The sequence below is a fragment of the Rhodoglobus sp. genome, from assembly GCF_053580035.1.
On sequence record NZ_JBMDVL010000001.1, the window covers coordinates 631229 to 644096 of the forward strand.

At 58.3% G+C, this 12868-nt stretch carries 19 protein-coding genes and 2 tRNA genes; 7 read left to right on the forward strand and 14 right to left on the reverse strand.

What is annotated here, in order from left to right; translation table 11 throughout:
* Positions 1–25 precede the first annotated feature (25 nt).
* The 6 genes from ACOH1Z_RS03025 to msrA form a co-directional block, all read right to left on the reverse strand.
* Positions 26–493, reverse strand: a complete 468-nt coding sequence (locus ACOH1Z_RS03025; protein ID WP_449647005.1) for an acyl-CoA thioesterase — start codon at positions 491–493, stop codon at positions 26–28.
* A gap of 2 nt (positions 494–495) precedes the next feature.
* Positions 496–2178 carry an energy-dependent translational throttle protein EttA gene (ettA, locus tag ACOH1Z_RS03030; protein ID WP_449647006.1) on the reverse strand — a complete coding sequence of 561 codons (1683 nt, stop codon included), beginning with the start codon at positions 2176–2178 and terminating at the stop codon, positions 496–498.
* Positions 2179–2226: 48 nt separating this feature from the next.
* Positions 2227–2718 (reverse strand): DUF6993 domain-containing protein, encoded by a 492-nt coding sequence (locus ACOH1Z_RS03035; protein ID WP_449647007.1) that lies wholly within the window; start codon positions 2716–2718, stop codon positions 2227–2229.
* Positions 2719–2788: 70 nt separating this feature from the next.
* Positions 2789–3331, reverse strand: a complete 543-nt coding sequence (locus ACOH1Z_RS03040) for a single-stranded DNA-binding protein (RefSeq protein ID WP_449647008.1) — start codon at positions 3329–3331, stop codon at positions 2789–2791.
* A gap of 199 nt (positions 3332–3530) precedes the next feature.
* Positions 3531–3743: a methyltransferase gene (locus tag ACOH1Z_RS03045; RefSeq protein WP_449647009.1), complete on the reverse strand. Its 213-nt coding sequence runs from the start codon at positions 3741–3743 to the stop codon at positions 3531–3533.
* 159 nt (positions 3744–3902) lie between these two features.
* Positions 3903–4424 (reverse strand): peptide-methionine (S)-S-oxide reductase MsrA, encoded by a 522-nt coding sequence (msrA, locus tag ACOH1Z_RS03050; RefSeq protein ID WP_449647010.1) that lies wholly within the window; start codon positions 4422–4424, stop codon positions 3903–3905.
* Between the two features lie 90 nt (positions 4425–4514).
* Between msrA and ACOH1Z_RS03055 the strand changes: the two genes are divergently transcribed.
* The 3 genes from ACOH1Z_RS03055 to ACOH1Z_RS03065 all read left to right on the forward strand — a co-directional run bounded on the left by ACOH1Z_RS03055 (position 4515) and on the right by ACOH1Z_RS03065 (position 6665).
* Complete coding sequence (locus tag ACOH1Z_RS03055) at positions 4515–5522, forward strand: aldo/keto reductase (RefSeq protein WP_449647011.1); 1008 nt, start codon at positions 4515–4517, stop codon at positions 5520–5522.
* Positions 5523–5677: 155 nt separating this feature from the next.
* Positions 5678–5923 (forward strand): hypothetical protein, encoded by a 246-nt coding sequence (locus ACOH1Z_RS03060; protein ID WP_449647012.1) that lies wholly within the window; start codon positions 5678–5680, stop codon positions 5921–5923.
* A gap of 55 nt (positions 5924–5978) precedes the next feature.
* On the forward strand, positions 5979–6665 hold the full coding sequence (locus ACOH1Z_RS03065) for a hypothetical protein (RefSeq protein ID WP_449647013.1): 687 nt from the start codon (positions 5979–5981) through the stop codon (positions 6663–6665).
* A 10-nt stretch (positions 6666–6675) separates the two neighbouring features.
* On the opposite strand, the gene ACOH1Z_RS03070 is transcribed toward ACOH1Z_RS03065, so the two are convergent.
* The 5 genes from ACOH1Z_RS03070 to ACOH1Z_RS03090 form a co-directional block, all read right to left on the reverse strand.
* The gene (locus ACOH1Z_RS03070; protein ID WP_449647014.1) at positions 6676–7074 is read right to left on the reverse strand and encodes a BP74-related protein; all 399 of its coding nucleotides are present in this window, start codon (positions 7072–7074) and stop codon (positions 6676–6678) included.
* 15 nt (positions 7075–7089) lie between these two features.
* On the reverse strand, positions 7090–7530 hold the full coding sequence (locus ACOH1Z_RS03075; RefSeq protein WP_449647015.1) for a DUF1801 domain-containing protein: 441 nt from the start codon (positions 7528–7530) through the stop codon (positions 7090–7092).
* A 20-nt stretch (positions 7531–7550) separates the two neighbouring features.
* A tRNA-Arg gene (locus tag ACOH1Z_RS03080) sits at positions 7551–7623 on the reverse strand.
* Between the two features lie 49 nt (positions 7624–7672).
* On the reverse strand, positions 7673–7978 hold the full coding sequence (locus ACOH1Z_RS03085; RefSeq protein ID WP_449647016.1) for a thioredoxin family protein: 306 nt from the start codon (positions 7976–7978) through the stop codon (positions 7673–7675).
* Positions 7956–8234: an oligoribonuclease gene (locus ACOH1Z_RS03090; protein WP_449647017.1), complete on the reverse strand. Its 279-nt coding sequence runs from the start codon at positions 8232–8234 to the stop codon at positions 7956–7958. The genes ACOH1Z_RS03085 and ACOH1Z_RS03090 overlap by 23 nt, the downstream gene beginning before the upstream one ends.
* Positions 8235–8300: 66 nt before the next feature.
* Between ACOH1Z_RS03090 and orn the strand changes: the two genes are divergently transcribed.
* The 4 genes from orn (at position 8301) to ACOH1Z_RS03110 (ending at position 10195) form a co-directional block, all read left to right on the forward strand.
* A complete protein-coding gene (gene orn / locus ACOH1Z_RS03095) occupies positions 8301–8921 on the forward strand; it encodes an oligoribonuclease (protein ID WP_449647018.1) in 621 nt (206 codons plus the stop codon).
* Between the two features lie 46 nt (positions 8922–8967).
* Positions 8968–9043, forward strand: a tRNA-His gene (locus ACOH1Z_RS03100).
* A gap of 140 nt (positions 9044–9183) precedes the next feature.
* Positions 9184–9534, forward strand: a complete 351-nt coding sequence (locus ACOH1Z_RS03105; protein WP_449647019.1) for a metallopeptidase family protein — start codon at positions 9184–9186, stop codon at positions 9532–9534.
* A gap of 70 nt (positions 9535–9604) precedes the next feature.
* Complete coding sequence (locus ACOH1Z_RS03110) at positions 9605–10195, forward strand: hypothetical protein (RefSeq protein ID WP_449647020.1); 591 nt, start codon at positions 9605–9607, stop codon at positions 10193–10195.
* Here the strand turns inward: ACOH1Z_RS03110 and ACOH1Z_RS03115 are convergent.
* From ACOH1Z_RS03115 to ACOH1Z_RS03125, 3 genes are read right to left on the reverse strand one after another with little or no spacing between them, the layout of a single operon-like run.
* Positions 10182–10718, reverse strand: coding sequence for a nucleoside/nucleotide kinase family protein (locus ACOH1Z_RS03115; protein WP_449647021.1), 537 nt, complete (start codon positions 10716–10718; stop codon positions 10182–10184). The two genes, ACOH1Z_RS03110 and ACOH1Z_RS03115, sit on opposite strands and share 14 nt — an antisense overlap.
* The gene (locus tag ACOH1Z_RS03120) at positions 10708–11463 is read right to left on the reverse strand and encodes an energy-coupling factor transporter transmembrane component T family protein (RefSeq protein ID WP_449647022.1); all 756 of its coding nucleotides are present in this window, start codon (positions 11461–11463) and stop codon (positions 10708–10710) included. The genes ACOH1Z_RS03115 and ACOH1Z_RS03120 overlap by 11 nt, the downstream gene beginning before the upstream one ends.
* On the reverse strand, positions 11460–12824 hold the full coding sequence (locus ACOH1Z_RS03125; protein WP_449647023.1) for an ABC transporter ATP-binding protein: 1365 nt from the start codon (positions 12822–12824) through the stop codon (positions 11460–11462). The genes ACOH1Z_RS03120 and ACOH1Z_RS03125 overlap by 4 nt, the downstream gene beginning before the upstream one ends.
* Positions 12825–12868: the final 44 nt, after the last annotated feature.

Sequence of the window (12868 nt, forward strand, 5' to 3'; positions counted from 1 at the left end):
TAGCAGGGCGCACGAACGCGGCAGGCTAGCGGCGCTTAGCGAACTGCAGAGGCTCTTCGACGTAACGGGCGAATACTTCACGTTGCTCATCACTGATGCGTTGAGGGCGAGAGGTCGCGGCATCCACGAGCACAAGCGTCGTTGACGCGCGAACAAATAGTTCGCGAGGTTCGATCCCTGCCGGCGTGTGTATTTGATAGCAGACTTCGAGGCTTGCTCCCCCGACGCGACCGATCCACATCTCGATATCAATGGGTTCGCGCATGTACGGAATCGGCAGCAGGTATTCGATCTCCTGCCGCGCGATGAGCGTCATGGTTGGGCCGCCGGGGCGACCGTCAAGAACAGCGGTGAGGGGCGCATCCACTCCCGCAGCTGGCCAGAATGCGTGGATGCGCGCCTCTTCGAGCAGGCGAAACACTTCGGCATTGTTGACGTGTTGGTACGCGTCAACGTCTGACCAGCGCAGCGGGAGTGGTACGTGAAGTCTCATCCCTAGTCGCGAGTGAGCTTGCGGTAGGCGCTGCGGTGCGGCTTTGCGGCGTCTGGACCGAGTCGCTCGATCTTGTTCTCTTCGTAGGCGTCGAAGTTTCCTTCGAACCAGTGCCAGTAGCCCGGGTTCGCTTCGGTACCTTCATAGGCGAGGATGTGGGTCGCGATGCGGTCGAGGAACCACCTATCGTGAGTGATCACCACAGCGCAGCCGGGGAACTCAAGAAGGGCGTTTTCGAGGCTTCCGAGAGTCTCAACGTCCAGGTCGTTAGTTGGTTCGTCAAGCAGCAAGAGGTTTCCACCCTGCTTGAGCGTCAGCGCCAAGTTGAGACGGTTGCGCTCACCACCGGAAAGAACTCCAGCTTTCTTTTGCTGGTCGGGCCCCTTGAAGCCGAACTGGGAGACGTAGCCGCGCGACGGAATTTCAGTCTTTCCTACCTGAATGTAGTCCTGGCCGTCTGAGACGACTTCCCACAGTGTCTTGTTGGGATCGATGCCACCACGGCTCTGGTCGACGTAGGAAATGTCGACGGTCTCACCGATCTTCAGGTCTCCGGAGTCGAGGGGTTCGAGCCCAACAATGGTCTTGAAGAGTGTGGTCTTACCGACACCGTTTGGCCCGATGACTCCAACAATTCCGTTTCGAGGAAGAGTGAAGCTCAATCCGTTGATCAGGATGCGCTCGTCGAAGCCCTTCTTGAGGTTCTTGGCATCGATGACTTGTGCTCCGAGTCGCGGTCCCATGGGGATGACGATCTCTTCGAAGTCCAACTTTCTGGTCTTCTCCGCCTCGTTCGCCATTTCTTCATAGCGTGCGAGTCGCGCTTTCGACTTGGTCTGACGGCCCTTGGAGTTTGAGCGCACCCATTCGAGTTCACTCGAGAGTCGCTTGGCGAGCTTGGCGTCTTTCTTGCCCTGCACTTGGAGGCGTTCTTGCTTCTTCTCGAGGTAGGTCGAGTAGTTGCCCTCATAGGGGTAAAGGTGACCGCGGTCGACTTCGGCAATCCATTCGGCGACATGGTCGAGGAAGTACCTATCGTGGGTTACGGCCAGTACGGCGCCCGGGTACTTGGAGAGGTGCTGCTCGAGCCAGAGAACGCTTTCGGCATCGAGGTGGTTAGTTGGCTCATCGAGAAGCAGCAGATCAGGCTTCTGTAGGAGGAGTTTGGTGAGCGCAACGCGGCGCTTCTCTCCACCGGAGAGTTTGTTGACTGGCCAGTCTCCGGGCGGCGTGCGCAGGGCATCCATTGCCTGTTCAAGCTGGGAGTCGAGGTCCCAGGCATCTGCGGCATCGATATCTTCTTGAAGCGAGCCCATTTCGGCCATGAGCGCATCAAAATCGGCATCTGGTTCTGCCATTTCGAGCCCGATGGCAGCGTGGCGATCGACCTTAGCTTTGATGGGGCCAACGCCCTCTTGAACGTTCTCTAGAACGGTTTTGGATTCGTCGAGTTCAGGTTCCTGCATGAGGATTCCGACGCTGTAGCCGGGGCTCAGTCGAGCCTCACCGTTGCTTGGCGTGTCGAGCCCCGCCATGATCTTGAGGATGGTCGACTTACCGGCACCATTGGGCCCGACCACACCAATTTTTGCTCCGGGATAGAACGACATCGTGACGTCGTCGAGAATGAGCTTGTCACCGACCGCTTTTCGCGCGCGCACCATGGAATAAATAAATTCGGCCATGGGACCATTCTACGGAGGCTTCGAGCTCAGTCGAACCCGTTCGGGGTACTACCAGTCGATTGTGCGCGTCTTTCCGACAAGGCAGCCACCGGTACCGAGTAGCGGCTCGATGGATGAGACGAAATTGTTCGGCGTGAACTGACCGAGAAGACACTCGCCCTTGATCCGCACCGACACCACGATGGAGTCCGCAGCGATTCCTATTGCGGTGTTGTCTGGAGTGACTTCCATGTCTTGCTTGACGAAGCCGTTAGCAATGAGGTTGTCAACGATGCTGCGGCCGTCGCCGCGGCCGTTTGCGTCGTGATACTCGGTGTTGATGAGGTCGAAGAATTGACGGTTTGCGGCAGCTGACTCACCGGGACGCAAAATGGGGCCAGTGGGCGTTACTTCTGGCGATGGTGTGCTCGAGGCATCAGCGCTCGGTGTGACATTCGGTGCTGGCGCGGGCGCTGACGCCACGCATCCGCTGAGCGTCATTGCAGCCACAAGGGTTAGCGCGATTGCTCCGCCGGTTCGGTGAGCTGGTCGTACGCGCATTGCAATCCTTTCGGTGGCCTTCTGCCTTCAGGGCCGCCTCAAGTCTAGATTGCCTGCGCGCACGATCCACTCAGAACGGGGTGACTGGCTCGAGCTCCCGGTCTTCGGTTTCTTCCGTCTCGGCGCGAGATGACTCTGAGTCGTCTCGCCCCTCTGAGCCTTCTTCTCCTGCCGATGCCGGCTCAAAGCGATCGTGAGCCGACGCACTATCGCCACCATGCTGGCCTGCGCCAGCACTGCCAGCACTGCCTGCGTTGGCGATCGTTCTGGAGAACTGAGCGGTGCCCCACATGAGGTCGTGCCCTAGAGAATCAGCCTCAATTTCGATATTGGTTCCGCTCCGGTCCGCATTCTCCCACTCCCGAATGCGCAGCCGCCCTGCGAGAACCACGCGATCTCCTTTGGCTACCGACGTTGCGCTGTTGATCGCCAATTGCCGAAAGGCAGTGATGGTGTACCAGTTCGTTTCGCCGTCGATCCATCGCTGATTGCTTCGATCGAACCGGCGCTGAGTCGAGGCAAGGCGAAAGGAAGTGATCGGCAGCCCCTCGCCTGTAACGATGTGGCGAGGCGCCGTTGCTACGAGCCCGGAGACCGTGATGTTGTCTGTCATTTCTGCTCCTCTGTCTGCGTCGCTGCAGCGGTGTGCAGCGACAGTGAATGGAGACAGATGCGGGCCGACACTCGTGCCGGGAAGTCGACCCGACATCCGTCACTCATTAGTGTTCGGCAGCGCAGACATGAGTCACCGCGGGCACAGCGATCTGTGGATGCCGCGCCCGCGGCAACAGTGACTAGGAGAAGTGGGTTGTCTAGTGTTCGCGGAACTCCGGCCACGCGGTGCCAGGCAGCAGATTCGCGTGCAGGGCTGCCTTCGCAGCATCGAGGGTGGGATAAACCCCTCGGAACCCTTCGTCGCTCAATAACTTGAAGGTGAAACCATCAGTGACTCGATGAACTGAGCCGACTGCTCCAGCCTGTGTGAATGCCACCCAGGTTTGTCCGGTCAGAGTGTGATCAGTCATTTCCGAACCTCCTTCGATTAGTGAGGCGACACCAGCGTCGCTCGTTAACGAACCTACGCCGCCCGACTCAGAAGATAAAGACCTTCTTTGTCGAACGGCGCAGCGCCACTTTGCCGCAGCAAGTAGCCAAGAGCTCTCACCGAGCCCATTGCTACCGAACTAGCGGATGTAGCTGGAGAACGAGGAGCGAATCTTATTGACCTTGGGCAGCGCTACCGCCATGCAGTAGCCCTGACCGGGGTTCTTCGCAAAGAAATCTTGATGATATTCCTCGGCCTTGTAGTAGGCGTCGAGAGGTTCGATTGTGGTAACGATGCCGCCATCCCAGTATTCGGATGCGCGGTCTCGAGCTGCCTCAAAAAGAGCCTTCTGCTCGTCACCGTCATAGAACATCGCGGAACGGTACGACGAACCAACGTCGTTGCCCTGCCGATTGAGTTGACGCGGGTCGTGCAGCGTGAAGTACACGTCGAGAATGACTTCGTCGGGAATGATCTCAGGGTCAAAGGTGACGGCAACCGCTTCAGCGTGCCCAGTGGTCTCAGTGCAGACCAGTTCATAGCTGGGGTTGGGCACAGTGCCACCGGTGTATCCAGAAACTACGTCGGTAACGCCATTGAGGGTGCGGTAGACCGCATCGAGGCACCAGAAACAGCCGCCTGCGAGATGAAATGTGTGCATAAGTTGAGCCTACTTTCTTGGGCTGGATGTCTCATACAACGCTCATCCAACGCTCCGTGTTCCCCCAGTCTCTGGGCATATGCTGAACGTATGCCTTATGACGCCTCTCCCCACCGTTACGACTCCACCGAGTACCACCGCGTAGGCCACAGTGGCCTCAAACTTCCCGCGATCTCTTTAGGATTGTGGAACAATTTCGGTTCTGATCGCCCGCAGGCCACGCAGCGTGCAATTCTGCGCCGCGCGTTTGACCTCGGCATCACCCACTTTGATCTCGCCAATAACTACGGCCCAGAAATTGGTGCAGCAGAACGCAACTTTGGCGAGATCTTTGCTGATGACTTCGTGCCATATCGAGACGAAATGATTGTTTCGACCAAAGCTGGCTACGAGATGGGTGTTGGCCCGCACCAAGACGGTGGGTCGCGCAAGTACCTGCTCTCATCGCTCGACGCGAGTCTTGACCGCATGGGCCTTGAGTATGTCGACATTTATTACCACCACCGCCCCGACTCCGAAACCCCCATCGAAGAAACGATGGGCGCCCTCGCGACCGCGGTCAATTCAGGCAAGGCCCTCTACGTCGGTGTCTCGAACTACAACCCCGAAGAAACGCTGGCTGCCGAAGAAGCGCTCGCGGAATACGGCATCCCGCTGACGATCCACCAGCCGCGCTACAACATGTTCGACCGCCACATCGAAGATGGTCTCTTCCCCGTTCTCGACCAGATCGGCGCGGGAAGCATCGTATTTTCCCCACTTGCGCAGGGACTACTGACCGACCGTTACATGGATGGCAGCATTCCGGATGGTTCGCGTGCTTCCGAGGGTCGCTGGCTTCAGCCTGGCCCGCTCGGCGACACGTACCTCCAGCGCGTCCGTGCCCTCAACGAGATTGCCCAGAACCGTGGACAAAGTCTCGCGCAGCTTGCTCTCACCTGGGTGCTACGTCATCCGCAAGTCACCTCGGCGTTGGTCGGAGCCAGCAGCGTAGCGCAGTTGGAAAACAGCTTCGCGGCCCTTGACGGTGCAGCTCTCTCCGAAGAAGAGCTTGCCGCAATCGAGCCGCTGGCCGTTGATGGAACTACCCTCCGCTAAACGTTCGCTCGCTCCATCCCGCGAAACCGGGGCCGCTCTCATCAGGCGGCCCCGGTTTTCTCGTTAACGCTCTGTGGACAGCTCACCGCCAAATGTCAGTGTTCGAACATATATTCGAACAACACACATTGGCCTCGCTGACCGAAGGAGCAATTATGACCACCCTCGACTTCGCTGAAACTGCGCACTCCATCAAATCGGGCATTGTCACCGTCGAGCTCAACGACGACTTGTGGCGGATTACACGCCCCGACGGAGAAGTGCTCGGCTACGTGCACCGCTGGCAGTCAGCAGCAGGTGCCCGATTCCAGGCCAAGCGGATGCTGCAACGACAGCGTCGATTCTTGCCGCTCGGAGACTTCTGGTCGATTGATGACGCCCTCGATATCTTTCGATTTTGATGTGACGCGCCTGTCGCTATGCGCCCTCGCTCACTAGCGGGGTTACAGTTCCAACATGATTCTTCAGTGGTGGAACGACCTCGTTGACTGGTTCAACTCCGATCAGGGAACGGCCTTCGTCACCGGCGCCCTTGTGCCCTTCCTCGCGATCATCGTCGGAGGAATAATCGTTGGCCTGATCGCCCGCTCGTCTCTGCGTCGACTCATCGGTCAGCAAGATCGCCAGGCCAAAGCTGCCGCTGTCGCAGCCCTCATTTCTTCGGGCCGCCGCGCTGCAGCCTGGAGCACGCTCTCTGCTGGCGAAAAAGAGCACGTCGACCACCAATCAAGCGAAGCCGAAGTGCGCGTGCGCCTTCTTCCGCTCAAAGGTTCCAATATTGCTGCCGACTGGGCAGCACACAAGCTCGCCACAATGAAGAAGAACTCCGTCAACTACAGCTTCCAAGCGGAACAAGACCTTGCGGAACTTCAAGAAGGCCTCCTCGATTGGCAAGCACGCCCAGGCCGCGCCAAGAAGCTATTCGCTCAAGACCTCGCAAGCTGGAAGTACGAGACGGGCGAAGCCGAAGACGAACTGGTCGTGAAGCAGCAGGAGTGGGCGTCACGTCAGGCCGCCGAGGAAGCCTCCCAGAGCAACACCACTGCTGCGGCAAGTGGTTCTACCGCCACTGCTGCAGGCAGCGCCCCGTCAAGCAGTGGCCACACTGCACCTACGACTGTCGTGACGCCCGACCGCAAGTAATTTATCGGTCCTAGTCGCCAGGTCCGTCGACTGCAACGACCCGCGCAGACCAAGGACAGAATCGGTCCGAGGTGATGATTTCGTCTTCGACATACTGCGGGATTCCGTCGCACACTTCGATTGTGACGTTCGCGAATTCAAGTGTTGCCGGATCGATGTGCCACGACCATGGCTCATTGACCGCCGAATCGCCACGAACAACGACGCCATTGGGAATGGCGGCCAGGCTCTCCCCCGCAAGCAACGCCTTCGCGTGCTCAATCAGCTCGGGAGTAGCAAGTTCAATCTTGTATTGCTCACCACCAGCAACCTCAAAAGTTGCGACAGTCGGCTGAGGGCCTCCCCCACAACCAGAAACACCCGCAATTGAGCCGGCGAGCACTAACGCCACTAGAGCTCTGCGTTTCACTGGGACTGCCACAGTTCAGCCTTGGGCGTTTCTGGCGTCGTAATCGACTTTGGCAATGTCGTAGCTGCGCACAAGCAACTCCTCAAGAACCGTCAGATCGATATCGGAAAGCTTCTTCACATAGAGGCAGCCGACCGCAAGTTCGTGGGTTCCTAGACGTTCAAGCAATTCCGGGAACTCCCGAAAGTTTCGCGCCGTGTACAGCGAAATCTTTGCTTTACGGGGCGAAAACCCGATAGTCGCAGTGTCGCCCTCTCGACCGGTGGCATAACGATAGTGACTTGACCCGAAACCGATGATCGACGGTCCCCACATCACGGCATCCTGTCCAGAAGCACGTTCAAAGATCTGCAACAGAGACTCTGCTTCATGACGACGACGATCAGAATCGACAGAAGCGATGAAATCGGCAACGCTAGCCGCAGTTGCATTCGTCTTATTGGGTTGGTGCGTCATCGTCAGCCCCTCTATTCGAGTGCCCTCGGCAGGATTCGAACCTGCGACCAAGAGATTAGAAGGCTCCTGCTCTATCCCCTGAGCTACGAGGGCGGGGTATACGGCTTAAACGATAGCGTGTCGGCGATAGCGTGTCGGCGCGCTACATCGCTTTCGCGAGCGCAACCAGCATCTGATTCACCGTCGGTGCGCCCTGCGCCCGAAAAACTTCGTCACCGTTGGCGGCAACAATGACGATCGTCGGCGTTGAGACAATACCTGCGCGCTCCGCCTCGTCAGGGTGGCGGGCGACATCCAACTCTGCGTAATCGACCTTCGTCACGAGCTTCGACACCTGATCAAGGGTGTTGCGGGCCGTTGTGCACGGGTCGCAGAAAGCCGACGAAAAGAAGAGAACTGTCGGCCGTGTTTCTTCGGCGTCGGGCTTAGAGGTCGTTTCGTTCGTCAAGGTCTTCCAAGGGGTCGCTGTCTGCTTTATCCCACGTGTAGGTCACGTGAACTTGTTCGCCGACCTGTTTGGCAACAGGGGCGTCATAACGCAGCTGAGTTTCTGACCCTTCAGCGTCTGCCGCAATCAGGGTCACATAATCATCCCACCCTGCTTCGGTTGCAATGCGCTTGTCGTTCTGGCCGTCGTAGGGGCCGCCGACGTAGAACACGATGTACTCGTCGCCGTGCGCGAGCGTGGGAGTTGATTCGGTCATGCCCCAGTTTTACCAGACAAGCTTGAACGAACGCTGGCGACACCGCATCAACGGTAGAATCGGCCCATGGCATCACAAGCTGAATATCTGGTCTGGATCGACTGCGAAATGACGGGACTGGATGTCGCAATCGACGAACTAGTCGAAGTTGCGGTGGTCATTACCGATTACGATCTCGTTCCCGTCGATGAGGGAATGACAATCGTCATCAAACCTAGTGCGGCAGCTCTCGCCAATATGGGTGAATTTGTCACGCAAATGCACACCTCTAGCGGCCTTATCGATGAAATGCCTCATGGCGTTTCGCTTGCGGACGCGGAATTCGCCGTTAACGAATACATCGTGCGCTACGTTCCCAATCCTCGCTCGGCGCCGCTCGCCGGCAACACCATCGGCACCGACCGCACTTTCTTGGCCAAGTACATGCCGCGCGTCGATTCGCACTTGCACTACCGCAGCATCGATGTCTCATCGATCAAGGAACTCTCACGCCGCTGGTTCCCTCGCGTGTACTTCAATGCTCCGGCGAAAGATGGCGGACATCGCGCCCTGGCAGACATCCTCGAGTCGATTCGCGAGCTCGAGTACTACCGCAAGGCAGTCTTTGTTGGAGAGCCGGGCCCCACTACAGATCAGGTCAAGATAATTTCTGCTGACGTAGTGGACGGATTTGCCTCGCGACTGTAATACACTTGTAGAGTTGCTTATCGCCGAAAGGTGAAAAACAACCTTGGTGGGCGTAGCTCAGTTGGTAGAGCGCTGGCTTGTGGAGCCGGAAGTCGCGGGTTCGAGCCCCGTCGTTCACCCCAAGAAAATAGTGGCTTGGCACGCGAGATTTCACCCGGTGTAGATTTCACCCGGTGTGATTTCTTTCAGTGCCAAGTCACTGTTTTGTTTAACGCGATGTTGTGCGCGATTCGTCCCCAGCCTCAACTGACAAGCTATACCCATGGAAACTCTCGACGAGAAACAGTTTGAGGCCCTCGTCGTAGAAGGCCTCGACGCTCTTGATGATGAAATTGTCGATGGTTTAGAAAATGTTGTCTTTGTCACCGAGAGCCGTCCAGAGGATGGGTCTCTCAACGTTCTCGGACTTTATGACGGAGTTGCCCTAACCGAGAGAGGTCAGTACGGGTTTGGCGAGCTGCCCGATCGCATCATCCTGTTTCGAGAACCGCTTCTGGCAATCTGCGAATCACTTGACGAGCTGAGAGCGCAAATTCACGTCACTCTGGTGCACGAAATCGCGCACTATTACGGCATCGATGATGAAGAGTTGCATGAACTCGGATGGGCGTAGCGCCCGTTAGGCTGTCTTGCGGTCACGACCGCGTAGGATTTCGTGAGTGTCCCGGTTTTCAGGAGGATTGATGATTTCGAGCAAGCGCTCCCGTGCGTTGTTGTTGGCGCCCGCAGTACTGCTGGTGGTGTCAGGTTGTGCCCTGATCGAACCTGCAGACACCAGCGAGCCTCCCACAGCAATGCAGGTGTGTGCTCTCGGTCACACGTGGGAACTCGACACCACTGACCTTTCCGAAAAGCTCCTCGTTGAATTGCCCATTGAGGGCGTTCCGGCTAGCGCTGTTGAGCCAAGCGGTGGGCAAACGTGGACGTGGAAGGCGAACGGCGATCTGACGATCGATTCCGATCTCACCTTCACGATTACGGCGGCGCCCAAGAAAGATCAGGTCATGATCATCACACAGGCGTACACCGGCACTGTCACGGGCAAGGCCCTCATCAACGTGGATGTCGCAATCCCCCGTGACTGGGATGTCTCAAACTACGAGAACACGACTTCGGCGGTGTTGAATGACGAGCCAGTTGAAGAGGTTCCGTACACGATTCCGCGCAGTGACTTCGATGACATGCTCGGCTTGATCGTGACGTGCGAATCAGACGTTCTGACAGTCAACCCCCGCGGAACGGATCTTATTCAGCGCTGGACTAAGGCCAGCTAGCAGCACGAGCTCCATCACGGATCTCCTTGGCGAGATCTTTCGGGTTTTCTCTGGCGATGAATCGAAGCTCTTGTTTCGCCCAACGTTCCCAGTGCGGAGCGTACGCTTCACCGTCCCGTTCCAGTGCACGTTTCTTGCGGCGTGAGTCGTCGAGTTCTACCCAGATTGTGTGATCTGCGAGTGGCTGCGAGGCGCGGCTTAGCGCCCCAACGCCTTCAATGACGATCGGGCGATTGGGGTCGAGCTCGTGCCACTGTCCTGCCGTGTTCCTCTGCCAGTTCCACTCTCGCCAGCGCAGCGAACTCAGAATTTCGGGAACCATTGCGCTCGCCTCGTCGAGCCCGTCCCACCCGGGGTAGAAGTCGTCGAGCTTGATCAATTGCACCTCAGGCCAGGCCAGTGCGATGGCTCGCCCCAGTTCGGTCTTTCCGGAGCCGGAACGGCCGTCGATGAGGCAACGCCAGTGCGCGCTAGGGGCACGATCCGCGGTGAACCGCGCTCTGGTGTCATCGCTAACCGACAATGAAGTTCCAGCTCCCTGAAATTACGGCCACCGCAGTAGCAATCAAACCAATAACGGCACCGACCCCTAAAGTTACCCACTCGGCCGCGCCCCAGCGAGATTCTCGCGCCCACGTTCGCGGAGTATCGCCGCCGAAACCTCGGGCTTCCATCGCGATCGACAGCTTGCTTCCCCGGCGAATCGAGAGCACCAAAAGAGCAAAACCTTGACCGGCAAGCCGACGGATGCGCCCGCGGTCAGCAACACCGCGCGCACGCCGCGCTAGCTCGAGGAAACGCCAATCTTCCAGAAAGAGGCCAACCATCCGAACGGCGGCAAGGGCTCCGAGCACAAAACGGTCAGGAAGCCTCAGCCGCTGAGAAAGTCCGTCAGCGAAGTCGGTTGGATCAATCGAGATGAACAGCACCACCGCGGGAAGTCCGATTGCGAGAACACGCAGGAACGTTGCCAGCGCGAGCTCGATGGATCCGTCACTGATCCTGATGAGGAGAAACTCAAAATACACGTCACCGTCATATCGGCCGTAGAGCAGGATCGTGACTGCAGTCAGCGGGGCGGCGATCCACACTGGCAGAGTGCGCAACCAGAAACGGCGAGGCTCGATTCCCAGAAAGACAATGATTGCGAGTTCCAGCACGAGTGCCGTGCTGGCAGATACCCAGTCAATGGTGACGATCAAAAACAGGCTCACGATAAGGCCGGCACCAAGTTTTGCCACAGGGTTTACCGAGGATATCGGGATCACTTCAGCACCACCGTGTCGTCCGCGAGCGCATCGACAAACTCCAGATCGTGACTGACAGCAATCACGCTGCTGCCGTCATCCACGAGTCGAGCCAGTAGCGCGAGCAATTCGCTCCAGGTTCGTGAGTCTTGACCAAACGTGGGTTCGTCGAGCACGAGCACTTTCGGGCGCGTAGCGAGCGACGTGGCGACGCTCAACCGACGCTTCTCGCCTCCCGAGAGTGTGAAGGGGTTGGCTTCGGCGAGCCGATCAAGCCGCAACCGTGTGAGCAACTCGTCAACCCGAGCATCCACTTCGATGTCGGAAAGTTTGAGCGCCCGGGGGCCAACTTCAAGTTCAGCGCGCACAGTATTTGTGAGTAACTGGTGTTCTGGGTCTTGAAATACGGTGCCGATGCGGGTGAGCAGTTCGCGCGACTTCCAGCGGATCGGATGCTCGCCGGCACCGCTCGCGAGAGCATCACTCGCCACCACGGCACCACTGACGGGGGGAAGCAAGCCGCCCAAAGTCATTGCCAGCGTTGATTTGCCAGCACCGTTAGGTCCAGTGATCGCGAGAGCCCGACTGCTCATCACGTCAAATTCACGAGGGTCACCAAGCGCACTTTTGCCGCGACCAAATGCTAGCTGTTCAGCTGTCAGAAGTGACTGTGGCGCTCCACGTTCGGCACGGTGAGGGCGCTGGGGAGGAAACCGGGGAACCCAGACGCCCCGCGCCGCAAGCTCGCGCCCCTGACGCGACAACACCTCAGCGGGAACACCGTCGGCGATGACACCCCCACCAGCAGCAAGAACAACAACGCGGTCGACGACGTCACTCCACACGGCAACACGGTGTTCGACAACCACAATCGTGGCCCCTGTTGCTTCGGCAACCCGGATCACAGCATCCCGAACCTCGATTACCCCTGCGGGATCGAGATTGGCTGTTGGCTCATCGAGAACGATAAGACCAGGTTGCATAGCCAGAACCCCAGCGAGGGCGAGTCGTTGCTTCTGGCCCCCGGATAGTGCACTGGTGTTGCGATCAAGGGAAAGGTCAAGCCCTACAGCCACGAGACTGTCGTGAACGCGCCGCCAAATCTCATCACGAGGCACACCGAGGTTCTCGCAACCGAAGGCAACGTCGTCACCGACGCGCTCCAAAATCACTTGGCTGTCAGGGTCCTGAATGACGAGGCCCGTTCGGCCACGGTGCGCTGCCGGATGCTCGCCATCAACACGAAGGAAGCCTTCCGACTCCCCCTCGTCGTCTCCAACTACCCCGGCAAGGGCGTGGAGGAAGGTTGACTTTCCCGCCCCAGACTCTCCAAGGAGCAGCACTCGTTCGCCGGGGTCAATGCGCAAGTCAAGACCACGCACGGCCCAAGCGAGCCTGCTGGAGTGGCGCCACCCCCATCCTTCGA